Source organism: Aestuariivita boseongensis (genome assembly GCF_001262635.1).
GTDB lineage: Bacteria > Pseudomonadota > Alphaproteobacteria > Rhodobacterales > Rhodobacteraceae > Aestuariivita > Aestuariivita boseongensis.
Genome location: NZ_JXYH01000030.1, coordinates 24,088 through 40,752 on the forward strand (window position 1 = coordinate 24,088; position 16,665 = coordinate 40,752).

General features: G+C 60.5%; 20 protein-coding genes and 1 tRNA gene. 17 read left to right on the forward strand and 4 right to left on the reverse strand.

Translation table 11 applies throughout. The features are described 5' to 3' along the window. Window positions 1-3: 3 nt before the first annotated feature. Window positions 4-468 carry a CoA-binding protein gene (locus TR61_RS12395; protein ID WP_050930394.1) on the forward strand — a complete coding sequence of 155 codons (465 nt, stop codon included), beginning with the start codon at window positions 4-6 and terminating at the stop codon, window positions 466-468. A 185-nt stretch (window positions 469-653) separates the two neighbouring features. Here the strand turns inward: TR61_RS12395 and TR61_RS12400 are convergent. Next, window positions 654-743 (reverse strand) — tRNA-Ser (locus TR61_RS12400). A gap of 138 nt (window positions 744-881) precedes the next feature. On the opposite strand from TR61_RS12400, the gene TR61_RS12405 reads away from it, so the two are divergent. From TR61_RS12405 to TR61_RS12445, 9 genes are all read left to right on the forward strand, one after another. Then, window positions 882-1,733 (forward strand): DUF2059 domain-containing protein, encoded by an 852-nt coding sequence (locus TR61_RS12405; RefSeq protein ID WP_050930414.1) that lies wholly within the window; start codon window positions 882-884, stop codon window positions 1,731-1,733. Beyond that, window positions 1,730-2,551 carry a DUF2059 domain-containing protein gene (locus TR61_RS12410; RefSeq protein WP_050930395.1) on the forward strand — a complete coding sequence of 274 codons (822 nt, stop codon included), beginning with the start codon at window positions 1,730-1,732 and terminating at the stop codon, window positions 2,549-2,551. Before TR61_RS12405 ends, TR61_RS12410 begins: the two co-directional genes overlap by 4 nt. A 203-nt stretch (window positions 2,552-2,754) precedes the next feature. Next, window positions 2,755-3,411 carry a 50S ribosomal protein L21 gene (locus TR61_RS12415; protein WP_050930396.1) on the forward strand — a complete coding sequence of 219 codons (657 nt, stop codon included), beginning with the start codon at window positions 2,755-2,757 and terminating at the stop codon, window positions 3,409-3,411. 12 nt (window positions 3,412-3,423) lie between these two features. Next, window positions 3,424-3,693 carry a 50S ribosomal protein L27 gene (gene rpmA / locus TR61_RS12420; RefSeq protein WP_050930397.1) on the forward strand — a complete coding sequence of 90 codons (270 nt, stop codon included), beginning with the start codon at window positions 3,424-3,426 and terminating at the stop codon, window positions 3,691-3,693. 76 nt (window positions 3,694-3,769) lie between these two features. Further along, entirely contained in the window at window positions 3,770-4,378 is a 609-nt protein-coding gene (locus TR61_RS12425) for a LysE family translocator (protein ID WP_050930415.1), read from the forward strand. Continuing rightward, window positions 4,375-4,911, forward strand: a complete 537-nt coding sequence (locus tag TR61_RS12430; RefSeq protein ID WP_050930398.1) for a GNAT family N-acetyltransferase — start codon at window positions 4,375-4,377, stop codon at window positions 4,909-4,911. The genes TR61_RS12425 and TR61_RS12430 overlap by 4 nt, the downstream gene beginning before the upstream one ends. A 38-nt stretch (window positions 4,912-4,949) precedes the next feature. After that, on the forward strand, window positions 4,950-5,984 hold the full coding sequence (obgE, locus tag TR61_RS12435) for a GTPase ObgE (RefSeq protein ID WP_050930399.1): 1,035 nt from the start codon (window positions 4,950-4,952) through the stop codon (window positions 5,982-5,984). Further along, entirely contained in the window at window positions 5,972-7,078 is a 1,107-nt protein-coding gene (gene proB / locus TR61_RS12440) for a glutamate 5-kinase (protein ID WP_050930400.1), read from the forward strand. Before obgE ends, proB begins: the two co-directional genes overlap by 13 nt. A 70-nt stretch (window positions 7,079-7,148) precedes the next feature. After that, complete coding sequence (locus TR61_RS12445) at window positions 7,149-8,417, forward strand: glutamate-5-semialdehyde dehydrogenase (RefSeq protein ID WP_050930401.1); 1,269 nt, start codon at window positions 7,149-7,151, stop codon at window positions 8,415-8,417. Window positions 8,418-8,431: 14 nt separating this feature from the next. Here the strand turns inward: TR61_RS12445 and TR61_RS12450 are convergent, their stop codons facing one another. Continuing rightward, on the reverse strand, window positions 8,432-9,028 hold the full coding sequence (locus tag TR61_RS12450) for a histidine phosphotransferase family protein (RefSeq protein WP_050930402.1): 597 nt from the start codon (window positions 9,026-9,028) through the stop codon (window positions 8,432-8,434). A gap of 47 nt (window positions 9,029-9,075) precedes the next feature. Between TR61_RS12450 and TR61_RS12455 the strand changes: the two genes are divergently transcribed. The 5 genes from TR61_RS12455 to tsf all read left to right on the forward strand — a co-directional run bounded on the left by TR61_RS12455 (window position 9,076) and on the right by tsf (window position 12,925). Further along, the gene (locus TR61_RS12455) at window positions 9,076-9,258 is read left to right on the forward strand and encodes a DUF3553 domain-containing protein (protein ID WP_050930403.1); all 183 of its coding nucleotides are present in this window, start codon (window positions 9,076-9,078) and stop codon (window positions 9,256-9,258) included. A gap of 102 nt (window positions 9,259-9,360) precedes the next feature. Beyond that, a complete protein-coding gene (olsB, locus tag TR61_RS12460; protein WP_050930404.1) occupies window positions 9,361-10,122 on the forward strand; it encodes an L-ornithine N(alpha)-acyltransferase in 762 nt (253 codons plus the stop codon). Further along, the gene (olsA, locus tag TR61_RS12465; RefSeq protein WP_050930405.1) at window positions 10,119-10,955 is read left to right on the forward strand and encodes a lyso-ornithine lipid O-acyltransferase; all 837 of its coding nucleotides are present in this window, start codon (window positions 10,119-10,121) and stop codon (window positions 10,953-10,955) included. The genes olsB and olsA overlap by 4 nt, the downstream gene beginning before the upstream one ends. A gap of 224 nt (window positions 10,956-11,179) precedes the next feature. Next, a complete protein-coding gene (gene rpsB / locus TR61_RS12470) occupies window positions 11,180-11,968 on the forward strand; it encodes a 30S ribosomal protein S2 (RefSeq protein WP_050930406.1) in 789 nt (262 codons plus the stop codon). Window positions 11,969-12,049: 81 nt separating this feature from the next. After that, entirely contained in the window at window positions 12,050-12,925 is an 876-nt protein-coding gene (gene tsf / locus TR61_RS12475) for a translation elongation factor Ts (RefSeq protein ID WP_050930407.1), read from the forward strand. A 401-nt stretch (window positions 12,926-13,326) separates the two neighbouring features. Here the strand turns inward: tsf and TR61_RS12480 are convergent, their stop codons facing one another. Both TR61_RS12480 and aroQ read right to left on the reverse strand, forming a co-directional pair. Then, the gene (locus TR61_RS12480) at window positions 13,327-14,082 is read right to left on the reverse strand and encodes a LuxR family transcriptional regulator (protein ID WP_050930408.1); all 756 of its coding nucleotides are present in this window, start codon (window positions 14,080-14,082) and stop codon (window positions 13,327-13,329) included. Further along, window positions 14,082-14,528 carry a type II 3-dehydroquinate dehydratase gene (gene aroQ, locus TR61_RS12485; RefSeq protein WP_050930409.1) on the reverse strand — a complete coding sequence of 149 codons (447 nt, stop codon included), beginning with the start codon at window positions 14,526-14,528 and terminating at the stop codon, window positions 14,082-14,084. The genes TR61_RS12480 and aroQ overlap by 1 nt, the downstream gene beginning before the upstream one ends. A gap of 190 nt (window positions 14,529-14,718) precedes the next feature. On the opposite strand from aroQ, the gene TR61_RS12490 reads away from it, so the two are divergent. Both TR61_RS12490 and TR61_RS12495 read left to right on the forward strand, forming a co-directional pair. Next, a complete protein-coding gene (locus tag TR61_RS12490; protein WP_245626883.1) occupies window positions 14,719-15,660 on the forward strand; it encodes a hypothetical protein in 942 nt (313 codons plus the stop codon). A 136-nt stretch (window positions 15,661-15,796) separates the two neighbouring features. Then, window positions 15,797-16,567 carry a LamB/YcsF family protein gene (locus tag TR61_RS12495; protein ID WP_050930410.1) on the forward strand — a complete coding sequence of 257 codons (771 nt, stop codon included), beginning with the start codon at window positions 15,797-15,799 and terminating at the stop codon, window positions 16,565-16,567. The last annotated feature ends 98 nt before the right edge of the window (window positions 16,568-16,665 follow it).

Genomic DNA, 16,665 nt, shown 5'->3' on the forward strand with positions numbered 1-16,665 from the left:
CCGATGCCCGAAGCAGATATTGACCGTATCTACAATTATGACCCCAAATATCTTGCCGACATCCTGAAGTCGGTCAAAACCATTGCGATGGTCGGAGCCAGTGCCGACAAAACGAAATTCAGCTATGGCGTGCTGCGGCAACTCAGCGAAATCGGCTATGATATTCTGCCGGTAAATCCCAACCCGAATGTTTCGGAAATCCGGGGTCTCAAGGTCTATCACTCGCTGGAAGAAATCGACAAACCGGTTGATATGGTGGACGTCTTCCGCCCCAAAGAGGAATTCTATGGCTTCGCCGAGAAAGCGATAGCAATAGGAGCAAAGGTTCTTTGGGGGCAAATCGGCGTATATGACGACAAGGCGGCAAAGCTTGCGGAAGATGCAGGCCTCAAGGTTGTGATGAACCGGTGCCCCAAGATTGAACTCTTCCGTCCGTTTTGGAAGCCGCGCCTCGATCTGAAGATCTGACGACTACCATTTCGATGCCGCCTGATGAGTAGCCGAACAGGGGCTCAGCCAAGTCTGTTGTCGGCTAAAAGATCATAAAAGTCTTTATTTACGTGCACTGATAGAGGGTGTTCGCTCTCAACCTCGATTTGGCCGCTTTGTCCGCAGGGCCGACAAACATCCATTTCGCTCTCGAAAAAACATAGTGGCGGAGAGACAGGGATTCGAACCCTGGGTGGGCTTGCACCCACAACGGTTTTCGAGACCGCCCCGTTCGACCACTCCGGCACCTCTCCGCGGGGGTCTGGGGGCTGCGTTTAATCGCTTGGGCGCAGGCTGGCAAGGGCCCTTTTCCACTAGTTTGCCGACAAGATGACTTTCCCGTGATTTTCATTGTCTGTCCCGGCGAAAAGCGTCACTTTCCCCGCATGTCTATGATTGATGTGTCCCGCCGTCTGTCGCCCGCGCTGCCTTTGCTTCTGGCATCGCTTGCGGCCCTGATTTTCGCTCTTGCACCTGCCCGTGCCGCTGATCGCGACCGGCTTGAGGCGTTCCTGCATGTCACCGGATTTGACGTTGCCTTGGAAAGCATCAAGCTGTCGGCAGGGGCGGCACCGGACATGTTGGGCATTGATCCGGGCATTTTCGGATCGGAATGGACCCGTGTGAGCAGGGACGTCTTTGACGTGCCGCTGATGCATGACATGGCGCTGGATATTCTGGAAGAAACGCTCAGCGACGATCTTCTGACGCATGCGGCCGACTTTTATGCCAGCCCGCTGGGACAGCGGTTGGTCGAGGTCGAGAACGCGTCGCATTTGCGCGAAGATGACGAGGCCAAGCGCGACGAGGGCCGCGCTTTGGTGGGGCAGTGGGTACAGGAAGGCAATCCGCGCCTTGAGACGATCAAACGCATGAACGCTGCCATCGACAGCACCGGAAGCGGGGCGCGGGCCTTTCAGGAAATCCGCTATCGTTTCCTGATTGCCGCCAGCGCCGCGGGAGTGCTTGAGTTGCGCGTGGACCCCGACGACCTGCGCGCGCTTCTGGCGCGGGACGAAGACAGGCTGCGGCTGGCGCTGCAGGAATCGGGGCTGGCGAATGCGGCCTATACCTATCAATCCTTCTCTGATGCTGATCTTGTCGCCTATGCCGAGGCGTTGGAGCATCCGATGATGCAAGAGGTCTATGTGCTGATGAATGCCGTGCAATACGAGATCATGGCCAACCGGTTTGAAGTACTGGCCACCCGCATGGCCGAGCTGCAGCCGGGGCAGGAACTATGAACCTGCGCGCTCTTGCTGCCCCGGTTCTGGCCGGGGCCTTTGCCGCTGTCATGGCCTTGCCCGCCTGGGCCGATGCCGCGCGTCTGGCCGAGGTGCTGAAGCTGGGTGAGGTGGTCGACATCCTCCATGATGAAGGCATGGTCTATGCCGACACGATCGAGGCCGACATGCTGCCCAATGGCGGCGGTGCCTTCTGGACGCAAACCATCGCCCGGCTTTATGACCGGGGCGCGATGACACGCGCGCTGACCGACACGCTGGAAAGCGACATGAGTGATGCGCAGATCGCCGACAGCATTGCCTTTTTCGACACCGACCAGGGGCAAAGCATCCTGAGTTTCGAAAACGCCGCCCGCGCCGCCATGTCAGACCCCGAGATCGAACAGATCGCGCGCGCCGCCTATGCGGATCTGCGCGCGGATGGCGATGACCGGCTGGATCAGATCGACCGCTTTGTCGAAGCCAATGATCTGATCGAACGCAATGTGGCCGGGGCGCTCAGCTCGCAATACCAGTTCTTTCGAGGTCTGGCCGATGGCGGAGCTTTCAACATGACCGATGAGGACATTCTGGCCGATGTCTATGGGCAGGAGCCCGAGATTCGCACCGATACCGAGGAATGGCTGTTCGGGTTCCTTCTGATGGCCTACCAGCCGCTGAGTGACGAAGCGATGGAGGCCTATATCGCCTTTTCGGGCACAGACGGCGGCAAGGCGCTGAACGCGGCGCTGTTTGAAGGGTTTGAAAGGATGTATCGTGACATCTCGTTCGGGTTGGGTCTTGCGGCCTCGCGGGCGATGACGGGCAGCGATCTTTAAAGCGCTCTGCGGGCGGAAAAATCCCGCAAACCCTGTTGACTTGGCGCTGCTTTCCGCTCATAAGCCCGCCACCCGGCAGGGCCTGTCCCGTGCCGGGTTATCATATTCATACGCCCAGACCAGGGCGCGCTGTTCGAGGTGGCATTGGCCAAAACGCCCGGGAAGCCGGGGACCACAGGACGCGAAAGCAAAGGGAAACGACCATGTTCGCGGTCATGAAGACAGGCGGCAAGCAGTACAAGGTTCAGGCGGGCGATACGCTGCGCGTTGAAAAATTGGCTGCAGATGCCGGTGAAAAAATCCAATTCAACGACGTGCTGATGCTGGGCGGTGACAAAACCGTTGTTGGCTCGCCCATGGTGGAAGGCGCCGGCGTGCAAGCCGAAGTCATCGACCAGATCAAAGGCGAGAAGCTGATCCATTACGTGCGTCGTCGTCGTAAGCATTCGTCCAAGCGCACCAAGGGTCACCGTCAGCAACTGACGCTGGTGAAGATCACCGATATCCTGGCAAGCGGCGCGGACAAATCCGGTGTGAAAGCCGCGATTGGCGCGGGTTCGGTTTCGGCTGCGGCTGTGGCTGCTGCGAAGCCTGCCAAGAAAGCTGCCCCCAAGAAAGAAGCCGCGCCCAAGGCCGAGGCGAAGGCCGAAGCACCCGCTGGCGCTGACGATCTGAAAAAACTGTCGGGCGTTGGCCCCGCGCTGGAAAAGAAACTGCATGACGCAGGCGTGACCACCTTCGCGCAGATCGCCGCATGGGGCGAAGCCGAGATTGCAGAATTTGACGAGAAACTGTCGTTCAAAGGCCGGATTGAGCGTGAAGGCTGGGTCGAACAGGCCAAAGAACTGGCAAAAGGCTAAGGAGAGACACCAATGGCACATAAAAAAGCAGGCGGTTCATCCAGAAACGGTCGCGACTCCGTCGGTCGTCGCCTTGGCGTGAAACTCTATGGTGGCCAGTCGGCCATCCCCGGCAACATCATCGTGCGTCAGCGCGGCACCAAGTTCTGGCCGGGCGAAGGCGTGGGCATGGGCAAGGATCACACCATCTTTGCGACTGTTGAAGGCGCCGTGAAGTTTCACAAGGGCCTGAAAAACCGCACCTTTATTTCGGTCCTGCCAGTGGCGGAGGCCGCTGAATAAGCCGAACCGGAAAAGGTATCACATCTTGGGGGATCGGCAGCCGCCGGTCCCCTTTTTCGTTTGCAGTGCATTTGTCATGTCCATCGCTCTTCCCAGTCTGTTTGTCTTCGCCGCGTCTCAGGTCGGCACGCCCGGGCCTGCCAATATGGCGCTTATGGCGACCGGCGCGCGGTTCGGCTTCCGGGCCGCACTCCCTTTTGTGCTGGGCGTGGCCCTCGGCAAACAGCTGATCATCTGGCCCATCGGCTTTGGCCTGATGGGGCTCGCGCAAAGTTATCCGGGCGTGTTTGTCGCTCTCAAATGGGCATCGGCCGCCTATATCATCTGGCTGGCCTGGCGCGTGGCCAACCTGCGCCTGTCAGCCAACCAAGGGGAGGCGGACGCCCCCGGGTTTTTCGCAGGTCTCATCGTGCACCCGCTCAACCCCAAGGCCTGGGCGATGATCGTGGCCGCTTTCACCGGCTTCGTCGGTGCCGATATCCCAACCCTTCAGGCCACAGTAACGGTCGCGGCCGTATTGCTGAGCTGCCAGCTGATCCTGCATCCCATCTGGACACTTGCCGGTGATCGCATCGCTCGAACGGTTGCAGGACGGCCCGAGGAACAATACCTGATGTGGACATTGGCGGCTCTGACCGTCGTGTCCGTTCTCTATGTGCTTATCGGAGGAGGGTCAGCACAATGAAACTGGAACATATCGTGGATCAACCCACAATCGAGACCGAACGGTTCGACCTGCGCCCCCTGCGCCGGTCCGATCAGGGTCTGATCGAACTTTACGCGGGCGATGAGCGTGTCGCGCATATGACCACGTCCATCCCGCACCCGTTGCCGCCTGGTTCGACCGAGGCGTTCATCCAACGCGCCATGGCCGAGGATCGCGACGAAGATGTCTGGGCCATGGATGCCACCAAATCCGGGGGCGGCGAGCTGATGGGCCTGATCAGCCTTGAACGCATGGACCGCAATCAGTCCGAAGTGGGCTATTGGGTGGCGCCGGCGTATTGGAACACCGGCCTCGCCTCCGAGGCGGTCGAAGCTCTGGTGAACGCCAACCCGTTGCAGAACCAGACCATGTTCGCATCGGTCTTTCAGGACAACCCGGCTTCGGCCCGTGTCCTGACCCATTGCGGCTTTGAATATCTGGGCGATGCGGAAAGCTTTTCGGTCGCGCGTGACAAACCCGTGCCGACCTGGACATACAGCCGCAAACTCTGACATTGCCGGGCTGCCGCGCAGCCGCTAGGACATATTCCATGAAATTTCTCGATCTCGCCAAGGTTTACATTCGCTCGGGCGCGGGCGGCGGGGGCTGCATCAGCTTCCGGCGGGAGAAATATATCGAATATGGCGGCCCCGATGGCGGCGATGGCGGCAAGGGCGGGTCGGTCCGCGCGGTGGCGGTCGACGGGTTGAACACGCTGATTGACTTCCGCTATCAGCAGCATTTCTTTGCCAAGAACGGCCAGCCCGGCATGGGCAAGCAACGCACCGGCAAGGATGGCGAGGATATCATCCTGAAAGTGCCCGCAGGCACCGAGATTCTGGACGAAGATCAGGAAACTGTGATCGCCGATCTGACCGAAGTGGGCGATGAGGTCGAACTGGCCCGCGGCGGCAATGGCGGTTTCGGCAACCTGCATTTCAAAACCTCCACCAACCAAGCCCCGCGACGCGCCAATCCCGGCCAGCCCGGTGTGGAACGCACGCTCTGGCTGCGGCTGAAGCTGATTGCCGATGCGGGCCTTCTGGGTCTGCCCAATGCGGGCAAATCCACCTTCCTGGCCGCCACATCGAACGCGCGGCCCAAGATCGCCGATTACCCCTTCACCACGCTGCACCCCAATCTGGGCGTCGTGGGCGTGGACAACGCCGAATTCGTCATCGCCGACATCCCCGGCCTGATCGCCGGCGCGCATGAGGGCAAGGGCATTGGCGACCGTTTTCTGGGTCATGTGGAACGCTGCTCGGTCCTGCTGCATCTGGTCGATGGCACGTCGGAGACGATCGCAGAAGATTACCACACCATCATCAACGAGCTTGAGGCTTATGGCGGCCATCTGGCCGACAAACCCCGCATCACCGCGCTCAACAAGATCGACGCGTTGGACGATGACGAACGGACCGAGGCACGGGCCGAGTTGGAAAAGGCCTCAGGCGGCCCCGTGATGATGATGTCCGGCGTTTCCAAAGAAGGCGTCACCGAGGTGCTGCGCGCTCTGCGCGCCGAGATCACCGAAGACCGCCTGCGCCTGAAAGCAGACAAGGAACCGGAACCGTGGCGACCCTGAGCGACGCGCGCCGCGTCGTGGTCAAGATCGGCTCGGCCCTGCTGGTCGATCGCAAGACAGGCGCCTTGCGCGAAGACTGGCTGAAATCCCTGGCCCAGGACGTCGCCGCCATCAAGGCGCGTGGCACGGATGTGATCCTTGTCTCCTCCGGCTCCATCGCGCTGGGGCGGGGCGTTCTGAACCTCAGCCAGACCGACCTGGCGCTGGAACAATCCCAGGCCGCCGCCGCCGTGGGCCAGATCCGCCTTGCGCGCGCCTATGAAGAGGCGCTGGCCCCCCACGGCCTTCTGACCGCACAAGTCCTCGTCACGCTCGAAGACAGCCGCGACCGCCGCCGTTATCTCAATTCCCGCGCGACGATGGAAACGCTCTTGTCTCTTGGTGCTATTCCCATCGTGAACGAGAACGACACCGTCGCCACCGATGAAATCCGCTATGGCGACAATGACCGCCTTGCCGCGCAGGTCGCCGTGACCGTGGGCGCCGATCAGCTGATCCTGCTGTCGGATGTCGATGGCTTTTACTCCGCCAACCCCGCGCAAGACGCCTCAGCCCACCGTTTCGACATCATCGATGACATCACGCCCGAGATCGAGGCGATGGCGGGTGACGCAGGCTCCGGCCTGTCCAAAGGTGGCATGAAAACCAAACTGATGGCCGCCAAAACCGCCGTGGCCGCAGGCTGTGCCATGGCGATCACCGAAGGATCGCCCCACAATCCCCTGTCCGCGCTGGAGAACGGCGCGCCCGCCACATGGTTCACCCCCCAGCTTGATCCGCAGGCGGCCCGCAAACGCTGGATCGCCGCCATGAAACCCGCAGGCGAAATTACCATCGATGCTGGCGCCGCCCGCGCCTTGCAATCGGGCAAAAGCCTTCTGCCTGCAGGCATCCGCGCGGTCTCCGGCCGGTTCGGCCGCGGCGATGCCGTTGCGATCCTTGATCCGGAAAAGCGCAAGATAGGGCAGGGGCTTACGCGTTATACCTCATCTGAGGCCAGCGCGATCAAAGGCTGCCAATCAGCGGATATCGAGACAATCCTGGGCTATCCAGGCCGTGCCGCTTTGATCCACCGGGATGATATGGCATTCTGAGCCCTGCATCTTCTTCTCTTTCCAAATACGGCACACAGCGCACGCCACATCGCGCCAAGGACGACAAAAGATGAAAGACCTCGACAACATCCCCAGCCTGATGGCCGAGATCGGCGCCCGCGCCCGTGAAGCCTCCCATGCTCTGGCCTTTGCCACGGCAGAGCGCAAACACGCGGCCCTCATCGCCGCAGCCGACGCCGTTTGGGCCGCGCGCGCCACGATCATCGAGGCCAATAAAAAAGACCTCGCCTATGGCGCTGAAAAGGGCCTGTCCAACGCGATGATGGACCGCCTTATGCTGGACGAGGGGCGCATTCAGTCCATCGTCGACGGGTTGCGCGCTGTGGCCGAACAGGCCGATCCCGTGGGCGAGGTCATCGCCGAATGGAACCAGCCCAATGGTCTTCACATCCAGCGTGTCCGCACACCCTTGGGCGTCATCGGCGTGATCTATGAAAGTCGGCCCAACGTAACGGCTGATGCCGGCGCGCTCTGCCTCAAGGCGGGCAACGCCGTGATCCTGCGCGGCGGGTCTGAAAGCTTCCATTCCTCGCGGGCGATCCATGCCTGCCTTGTCGAAGGGCTCAAAGCCGCCCATCTGCCCGAAGACGCCATTCAGCTTGTCCCCACCCGCGACCGCGCCGCCGTATCGGAAATGCTGACGATGACAGACTATATCGACGTGATCGTGCCCCGCGGCGGCAAGGGTCTTGTGGGTCTGGTCCAGCGCGAGGCCCGCGTGCCTGTCTTCGCCCATCTGGAAGGCATTGTGCATATCTATATCGACAAAGAGGCCGATCCGGAAAAGGCGCTGAAAGTGGTGCTGAACGCCAAGATCCGGCGGACGGGCATCTGCGGCGCCGCCGAATGTCTGCTGATCCACGAAGACATCTTGTCCACCATCGGTCAGGGCGTGATCCGCGCGCTGATGGATGCGGGTGTGCGCGTCCACGCCGATAACAGGCTACACAACCTGATCGACGGAACCGAACCCGCCACTGACGAAGATTGGGGGCGCGAATATCTCGACATGGATATCGCGGCCAAGGTGGTCACCGATGTGGATGACGCCATCGCCCATATCCGCCGTTATGGCTCCAACCACACCGATTGTATCCTCACCGAAGATCTCGCCGCCCGGGACCGCTTTTTCGAACGGCTCGACAGTGCCATTCTGATGCACAATGCCTCCACCCAATTCGCAGATGGGGGAGAGTTCGGCATGGGCGCTGAAATCGGTATCGCCACGGGCAAAATGCACGCGCGCGGGCCGGTTGGGGCGGCACAGTTGACCAGTTTCAAATACCTGGTCACCGGAGACGGCACGACACGCGCCTGATGCGCTTGTCTCAATCAGAAACGGATGGTGATTCCGTCCGTCGCCTTATCCACGGTTAGCATGCGCCCCAGGTCACCCGCGCCTTCGGGCAAGAGAACGAACTGTACCGTGCCTGGCGTGATTTCCTCCGGCAGTTGGCCGGATAACAGCGCTCGCCATGCCGGTGTCGAACTCTGGACCCGGTCCGAGATGCCCGAAATGTGCCAGTGATCGGCCTCCCGGTGCACGGTGATCTTGCCGCCAAAGGGCAGGGCAGTTTCAAGGCACAGGATCGCCAGAAACACCAACCGCACCTCGTTGCGCGGCTGGGCCCCGGTCACATGAAAGCCCAGCGACACGCGCGCCCCCCCGGCATAGCCACGCAGGATCTCGACCACCTCAGCCTCGGTCACCGGGGCCGCATCGGCGATCCCGAATGCCAGACGGAAGAACCGGATCCGCGCGTTGGCCTGGGCCACACTGTCTTCAATCAACGCCAGTTCAGGCCCCGCCATCGCACCCGAAAGGCTCAAAAGCTCCATACCATTGCTGATCGCCCCGATCGGACTGATCAGGTCGTGACAGATCCGCGATCCTATGAGAGATGTCAGGTTCTGGGCTTTCGGCGTCATGTCGCCGTTAAATTGTAATGCATCCATCATAACAATCCACGAGAGAAATGGACGATCTGAACTCAATCTTCACGCCCGGTATGCAGGTCCGTCATCCCGATCAGCCCGATTGGGGCATCGGGCAGGTTCAATCCAATGTCAACGGCCGCATCACCGTGAACTTTCCGGACGAGGGCAAAGTCGTCATTGATGGCAGCCGTATCACGCTTGTTCCTGTCTTTGATGGCTGAACATGGTTGAAAAAGGGTTAACGCCGGCGCGCTTGCCCCGCGCCCCCGCTTTGCGTTATCAGCCCTGAACGTCGATCCCTTTCGCGCAAGGCGCCGCCTCTCATGCCTGATCAAGGCCCCGGTTTCACCGTCAAAATCGCAGACACAGCGGATGAGCTGCGCGCGGCCCAGGCGCTGCGATATGATGTTTTCGTGCGTGAACTGGGCGGTGGCGGCGTGATGGTGGATCACGAAGCGGGCCTTGAACGCGACCGTTTCGACCCGTTTTTCGATCATATGATCGCCACCGATAACGCGACGGGGCAGGTGGTGGGCGTCTACCGCCTGCTGCGCGGGGAATGCGCTGAGGCAGCCGGTCAGTTCTATTCCGAGGATGAATATGACCTCACACCCCTGCGCCAAAGCGGCAGGCGCCTGCTTGAGCTGGGCCGATCCTGCCTGCACAAGGATTACCGCGGCGGCACTGCGATGTATCACCTCTGGACCGGGTTGGCCGAGTATGTGGCCCGGCACGAAATCGAGGTGCTGTTCGGCGTGGCCAGCTTCCATGGCACCGATGTGACCGCGCTGGCCCAGCCGCTGTCGCTTTTGCACCACAGCCATCTGGCCCCGCCCGAATTACGCCCGATCGCCAAACCCGATGCGGCGCAGGACATGAACCTGCTTGCCCCCGATCAGATCAATCGCCGTTCGGCGATGCTGGAGGTGCCCGCGCTGATCAAGGCATATTTGCGTCTGGGTGGCTTTGTGGGGCAGGGGGCCTGGATTGACCACGCCTTCAACACCACCGATGTCTGCCTGGTGCTGGACACCGCACGGATGAACGAACGCCAGCGCAAGCTTTACATGCGGGAGGGGGCATGAGCCAAACCTGGGACAGCGACACCGTGCCCGATCCCGTGCGCATTACGCCGCTGGGCTGGCTGCGTGTTGTGGCGCGCGGGCTTGTTCTGGGTACGCTGGTCTTTGGCTGTCTTGCCATCCTGCTGCTTGTCCGCCTGTTTGAACGGCCGCTGTGCGGTCTGCACCGGCCCGTCACGCCGCATATCACCCAGTTTGTCTGCCGGAACGCCTTCCGCATTCTGGGCATGCGCTTTTCCTCCTACGGGGCGCTCATGCACGAGCGTGGCGCCGTGGTGGCGAACCATGCCAGTTGGCTGGATATCTTCGCGCTGAATGCGCGCAAACGGATCTATTTCGTCTCGAAATCCGAAGTTGCGAACTGGCCCGGCATCGGCTGGCTGGCGCGCGCCACGGGAACCGTCTTCATCGAACGCAACCCCCGGCGCGCCCGCGAACAGACCGAGCTGTTCCAGGCCCGCCTGATGGCAGGCCACAAGCTTCTGTTCTTTCCCGAAGGCACCTCGACCGACGGTTTACGCGTGCTGCCCTTCAAAACGACATTGTTCGCGGCCTTCTATGCGGATGCCCTGCGCGATCACATGCATATTCAACCCGTGGCCGTGATCTACCGCGCCCCTGCAGGCGCGCCTGCTCACTATTACGGCTGGTGGGGCGATATGGAGTTCGGACCGCATCTTCTGAAAACCCTGGCAGCCCCACGGCAGGGCGCGGTCGAGGTGCACTACCTACCCCCCGTCCGCGTGGCCGATTTCCCCGATCGCAAGGCGCTTGCCGCGTATCTGGAAAACGCCATCCGCATCACCCACCAAAACGCCCTTCCCGAAGCCGGATAACCCCTCCTGCTTCTTTCTGGCTGCAAATACCCCAGACCGCCGTCGACACGCCAAAAACACGCCGGTAAAACCGGGCTTGCCATTGCCCTGAAACCCCCCTATACGCCCGCCTACTTACTCCGCAGGCGGGGTTGGGCCGTTTGGGGGAGACATCCCCAAAGGTCCGCCGGTTGGCGCATCCCGCGTCGCACCCCCGCTCAGGCTAAACCGGAAAGGAAAAAGGCATGGCTCTTCCTGAGTTCACCATGCGTCAGCTGCTGGAAGCTGGCGTTCACTTCGGCCACCAGACGCAACGCTGGAACCCGCGCATGAGCGAGTTCATCTATGGCGCGCGCAATGGCATCCATATCATGGACCTCACGCAAACCGTCCCGATGCTGGACGCGGCACTGAACGTGATCCGTGAAACCGTCGCCAAAGGCGGCCGCATCCTCTTTGTCGGCACCAAGCGTCAGGCGGCTCAGCCGATCGCCGAGGCGGCCGAGAAATGCGCGCAATACTACATGAACCACCGCTGGCTGGGCGGCACGCTGACCAACTGGCAGACCGTGTCGAACTCGATCTCGCGCCTCAAGCAGATCGACGAAGCCATGGCCGAAGGCGCCGAAGGCCTCACCAAGAAAGAGCGTCTGGGCATGGAACGTGACCAGGGCAAACTGCAAGCCTCGCTGGGCGGGATCCGCGAAATGGGTGGCGTGCCCGATCTGCTGTTCGTCATCGACGTGAAAAAAGAAGCCCTCGCCGTGGCTGAAGCCAACAAGCTGGGCATTCCGGTTGTGGCCGTGGTCGACACCAACTGCTCGCCCGATGGTGTGGACTACATCATCCCCGGCAATGACGACGCAGCCCGCGCCATCGCGCTTTACTGCGATCTGGCCTCCCGCGCAGCGCTCGACGGGATGAGCGCGCAGCTGGGCGCCGCAGGCGTCGATGTGGGCGCGATGGAAGAAGCCCCAGTGGAAGAAGTCGTCGCAGAAGAAGCCCCCGCCGAGGAAGCCCCGGCGGAAAGCTGATCCGCACCTGTCACGGATTTGACATATGGGGCAGGCCAAGACCTGCCCCAAACCCCAATTCGATTTGAGGAGAGCCAAGAGATGGCAATCACAGCAGCAATGGTGAAAGAACTGCGCGACAGCACAGGCGCAGGCATGATGGATGCGAAGAAAGCGCTGACCGAAACCGATGGCGACATGGAAGCCGCGGTTGACTGGCTGCGCACCAAGGGTCTGGCGAAAGCCGCCAAGAAATCCGGCCGTACCGCCGCCGAAGGTCTGGTGGCTGTGCATGTGGACGGTGGCACCGGTGTCGCGGTCGAAGTGAACTCGGAAACCGACTTCGTGGCGAAAAACGCCGAATTCCAGGAGATGGTTGGCAAGATCGCAGCCGCCGCAGCAGGCGTCGACGATGTCGAGGCGCTGAAAGCAGCCGATCTGGGCGGCAAGACCGTCACCGATGTGATCACCGACAAGATCGCCACCATCGGCGAGAACATGTCCGTGCGCCGCATGGCGAAAATCTCGGGCGGGTCGGTCGTGTCTTACATTCACAACGCGGCCACCACCGGCATGGGCAAAATCGGCGTTCTGGTCGCCATGGATGGCGGTGACGAGGCATTCGGCAAGCAGGTTGCGATGCACATCGCCGCCGTGAACCCGGCCGCCCTGTCCGAAGCTGATCTGGATCCGGCCATGGTCGAGAAGGAAAAGCAGGTTCAGATGGATATCGCCCGCGAATCCGGCAAGCCCGAGCAGGTGATCGAAAAGATGATCATCGGCCGTATGAACAAATTCGTGGCTGAAAGCACCCTGCTGAACCAGCAATTCGTCGTGAACCCCGACGTGACCGTGGGCGATGCCGCGAAAGAAGCTGGAGCCACCATCACAGGTTTTGTGCGCCTGGAAGTGGGCGAAGGCATCGAGGTTGAAAAGGAAGACTTCGCAGCCGAAGTCGCCAAAGCCGCGCAAGGCTAAGGACACTCCTTACTGCATGAACGAACGGCGCGTCGGGCAACCGGCGCGCTTTTCTTTTGGCGGAACGAGGCAGGGGCAAAGAAAAGGGGCCGCATCAGCGATGCGACCCCGGGGTGACGGCCCTTGCATTTTGGGGATGGTCGGACCTGTCAAAGATCCGGCCCGAACTGCGGATGAATACACAGCCGGGCCGGCTTCCGGGGAAAAACCGGACAAAACGCAGAGCCCAGTAATCACAAGGATGCGTCTTGGATGTTCCCTTGGCAAAAGCCACCACTCACGGAACAGCATCAGGATGCGTTTTTGCGCGCGCATCCGAAAGTAATGGATTCCTTACCTTGGGTCACTTTCCCGGGAGATTCAGTCCAACCGCCTGATTTTTCATCACAATAACCTCAGCCCTACGCTTCCAGAACAAACATCTGGTTCTGCATCGCCGCTTTCAGCACCGCTTGCGCCGTGGTTTCCACCGACAAGGCCTCGCGGGCCAGCCGCAGGTGCTTTTCCACTGTGGCCGAGGTCAGCCCCATCAGAACCGCGATATCCTGCGTGGTCTTTCCGTCGCCCACCCATTCCAGCGCCTCGCGCTGGCGCGGCGTCAGCGCGCGGTTCGGACCGTAATAGGGCAGGGTCATGATCTTCAGATGCGCGACATTGTTCATCAGGTGAATGTCGCGGCCATGCTCCGCCCAGATGGCGTCCACGTCATCCTGGCTCATTCCGGGCTTCGCCGTCAGCGCGATCGCGCCCTTTGTCCTGACAGAGACCGATTTGAAGCTGACCGTATATCCCGCCGTCACCTGCATTTTAAGATTGAAGGCCACCACACGCTGCTCTTCCGGTGTCAGCACGCGGTTGTCGAACATGTCACCCACCAGCCGCCAACTGCCGGCACCTTCATGATCCAGCGCCCAGCGAGTCATGGGGGCGTGAAAATAAAGACCTTCACCCAGAAACACCTTGGTGTATTCCGGATCGTGATTGGTCAGGATGATGAAATCCTCGGGATCGCCCAGCGACGTATTGGTGCGATAGCGGGTAAAGCCGTACAGCAGCCGGTCAAAGCCATATTCCGCCATCTTCTCGCAATGGGCGGCCCACAGCTCCTCCATTGTCTTGGTGTTCGTGACGTATTGCAGATAAGACCGAAGCGTCATCACATGCCCTCCGTCTCAAGATGGGTCTTCAGAAGATCCAGCGCCTCAACATAGCCCTTGGGCCCTTTGCCGCAGATCTGCGCCAGCGCCACTTTTTCGATATAGGACACATGCCGGAACGGCTCGCGGGCGTGGATATCGCTTAAATGCACCTCAACCGTCGGCACCTCGACCGAGGCGATGGCATCCATCAAAGCGATTGAGGTATGTGTATAGGCCCCGGCATTGATCACCAGACCGTCATGGTGGCCAATCGTGGCGTGAATCGCGTCGATCAATGCGCCTTCATGGTTCGACTGGATGCAGTCGCAGGACCAGCCCCAGTCGGCCACGTGATCGCGGCACATCGCTTCGATTTCCGCCAGGGTGGTGGCGCCGTAAACCTCGGGTTGGCGCCGTCCCAGCAGGTTCAGATTCGGCCCGTTCAGGACAAGTACCGACGTCATTGAAATTCCATCCGTTCTTCCCTTCCCTGTTAGACCGCAGCGCATTGGCCTGTCCAGCCTGAGCAGAGCGTCCTAACGGGCAATCATCGCCCGATTGTGGCATTTCGATGCCGGCCACGTGGCGCATGAAGGATTGGCGAAGCAAGACGCGGTCATGGCGCAAGACCTGGGCTTGGGGCACACTCCTTGCATGGATATCCAGATTCACCCTCGAACCGGCATGCTTGCAGGCGCATTGGCGCAGGTCGCGCGGTTTGGGCGCAGTTGTCTGGTACTGGGGCTTCTGGCGGGGTTGGCGCTGCCTGGGTTGGCGGCTTGGATGAAACCCTATCTGCCGTTTCTGGTGGCGCTTTTGCTATGTCTGACGGCTTTCAGGGTCGGCGCGCCGCGCGCGTTTGGTGGGCTGACGACCGGGGCAGGGGTGCTGGCTCAGGTCCTGGTTCTGCAGCTTGTGTTACCGATGGGGCTTCTGGCTGTTCTATTTGTCTTTCAGATGCCGATCACGCCGTTCTTGCTGGCTGTCATCCTCATGTTGTCAGCGCCTTCCGTCACGGGTGCACCGAATTTCGCGATCATGAATGGGGCCGATCCGGCCCCGGCCATGCGCATTCTTGTTCTTGGCACCGCGCTTTTTCCGGTGCTGGTGCTGCCGGTTTTCTGGTCGTTGCCGCAACTGGGTAGGGCAGAGGGGCTGCGCGCTTCTGCGCTGCTTGTCGGGGTGATCCTTGTTTCGGTCGGGCTGGGCTTTGCGGCGCGGCATTTGTCGGCAGATCGCATCGGGCCAATGCAAGAACGCGCCGTTGACGGGTTGAACGCACTTGCCTTGGCGGTGATCGTGATCGGGCTGATGTCAGCCGTAGGGCCATTGCTGCGCACCGAGCCAATGCGCCTTGCCGGCTGGGCTGTTGCTGTGTTTTGCTTGAATGTCGGGCTACAAGTTATTGCTTTTTATGTATATAAAGGACGGGCGCGCGTCGCCTTTTCGATGATTTCCGGCAATCGGAACGTGGCGCTGTTTCTGATCGCTTTGCCCGAAGAGGTGGTTGAGCCATTGCTGATTTTCATCGGCTGTTATCAAATCCCGATGTACCTCACGCCGATTGTCATGAAACGGCTTCATGACCGGGCATGAAGATGACCGCTTGAAGACGCGACTGACGGCTTGAAGCTTTGTGATGCAGGTGAAGAATCCGGAGAAAATGCAAATTTGTCGTTGGAAAATAATCTGATACCGGTACTCATTCAGGTAGCGTAAGAGGAGTCGTCCAATGACTAATACAGTCGATCTCAACGCCGATATGGGCGAAAGTTTCGGTCCTTGGGTTATGGGTGATGATGCCGCGCTTCTGGATGTCGTCACATCGGCCAATATTGCGTGCGGTTTTCATGCGGGCGACCCGGATGTCATGGCCGCGACCATGCAGAAAGCCCATGAAAACGGCGTGGGAATCGGCGCACATCCCGGATTTCAGGACCTTCAGGGCTTTGGGCGCCGCCGGATCAAGCTGTCCGACGCGACACTTTGCAATCTGATCCGCTATCAGGTGGGCGCAAACCTTGGCATGGCGCGCGCGATGGGGGCTGAAATGCGCCATGTAAAACTGCACGGTGCGCTCAGCAACATGTCGTCAGAAGACGAACATTTGGCGCGTGTCTGCTATGACGCGGCGCTGTCGGTTGCGCCGGAAGCGATCATCATGGTTCTGGCAGGAACCGCGCAGGAGAAAGCCGTGCGCGCGCTGGGATGCGCCTGGGCTGGCGAAATCTTTGCTGACCGGGCGTATAATGACGATGCAACGCTGGTGGACCGATCCTTGCCAGGCGCTGTGATCCATGATCCGGCGATCGCAGGGCCGCGCATGGTCGAAATGGTGCAGGCTGGGGCGATCATCACCGAAAGCGGAAAGCGGATCGAAACTCATATCGACACGATTTGTCTGCATGGCGACACACCCGAAGCGGTGGGCATCGCGAAATCCGTGCGCCGCGCGTTGGAGGCGGCAGGGATCACAGTTCAGAAATTCACCGGAAGACATTGATATCATACGGGAACGCGTTATCTCGGCATGAATACTAATATTACATAATACTGATTATAAGAGTAATCCATATAGGCGGAGCGCGCTACCCTGAAGTG

What these genes read in the sequence shown, in the direction of transcription:
- TR61_RS12405 (WP_050930414.1), top strand. Translation starts at nt 882, where the DNA reads ATGATTGATGTGTCCCGCCGTCTGTCGCCCGCGCTGCCTTTGCTTCTG.
- olsB (WP_050930404.1), top strand. Translation starts at nt 9,361, where the DNA reads ATGCCTGATCAAGGCCCCGGTTTCACCGTCAAAATCGCAGACACAGCG.
- TR61_RS12415 (WP_050930396.1), top strand. Translation starts at nt 2,755, where the DNA reads ATGTTCGCGGTCATGAAGACAGGCGGCAAGCAGTACAAGGTTCAGGCG.
- TR61_RS12410 (WP_050930395.1), top strand. Translation starts at nt 1,730, where the DNA reads ATGAACCTGCGCGCTCTTGCTGCCCCGGTTCTGGCCGGGGCCTTTGCC.
- tsf (WP_050930407.1), top strand. Translation starts at nt 12,050, where the DNA reads ATGGCAATCACAGCAGCAATGGTGAAAGAACTGCGCGACAGCACAGGC.
- rpmA (WP_050930397.1), top strand. Translation starts at nt 3,424, where the DNA reads ATGGCACATAAAAAAGCAGGCGGTTCATCCAGAAACGGTCGCGACTCC.
- TR61_RS12455 (WP_050930403.1), top strand. Translation starts at nt 9,076, where the DNA reads ATGGACGATCTGAACTCAATCTTCACGCCCGGTATGCAGGTCCGTCAT.
- TR61_RS12495 (WP_050930410.1), top strand. Translation starts at nt 15,797, where the DNA reads ATGACTAATACAGTCGATCTCAACGCCGATATGGGCGAAAGTTTCGGT.
- rpsB (WP_050930406.1), top strand. Translation starts at nt 11,180, where the DNA reads ATGGCTCTTCCTGAGTTCACCATGCGTCAGCTGCTGGAAGCTGGCGTT.
- aroQ (WP_050930409.1), bottom strand. Translation starts at nt 14,528, where the DNA reads ATGACGTCGGTACTTGTCCTGAACGGGCCGAATCTGAACCTGCTGGGA.
- TR61_RS12430 (WP_050930398.1), top strand. Translation starts at nt 4,375, where the DNA reads ATGAAACTGGAACATATCGTGGATCAACCCACAATCGAGACCGAACGG.
- TR61_RS12450 (WP_050930402.1), bottom strand. Translation starts at nt 9,028, where the DNA reads ATGACGCCGAAAGCCCAGAACCTGACATCTCTCATAGGATCGCGGATC.
- TR61_RS12480 (WP_050930408.1), bottom strand. Translation starts at nt 14,082, where the DNA reads ATGACGCTTCGGTCTTATCTGCAATACGTCACGAACACCAAGACAATG.
- TR61_RS12445 (WP_050930401.1), top strand. Translation starts at nt 7,149, where the DNA reads ATGAAAGACCTCGACAACATCCCCAGCCTGATGGCCGAGATCGGCGCC.
- olsA (WP_050930405.1), top strand. Translation starts at nt 10,119, where the DNA reads ATGAGCCAAACCTGGGACAGCGACACCGTGCCCGATCCCGTGCGCATT.
- obgE (WP_050930399.1), top strand. Translation starts at nt 4,950, where the DNA reads ATGAAATTTCTCGATCTCGCCAAGGTTTACATTCGCTCGGGCGCGGGC.
- TR61_RS12395 (WP_050930394.1), top strand. Translation starts at nt 4, where the DNA reads ATGCCCGAAGCAGATATTGACCGTATCTACAATTATGACCCCAAATAT.
- TR61_RS12425 (WP_050930415.1), top strand. Translation starts at nt 3,770, where the DNA reads ATGTCCATCGCTCTTCCCAGTCTGTTTGTCTTCGCCGCGTCTCAGGTC.
- TR61_RS12490 (WP_245626883.1), top strand. Translation starts at nt 14,719, where the DNA reads ATGGATATCCAGATTCACCCTCGAACCGGCATGCTTGCAGGCGCATTG.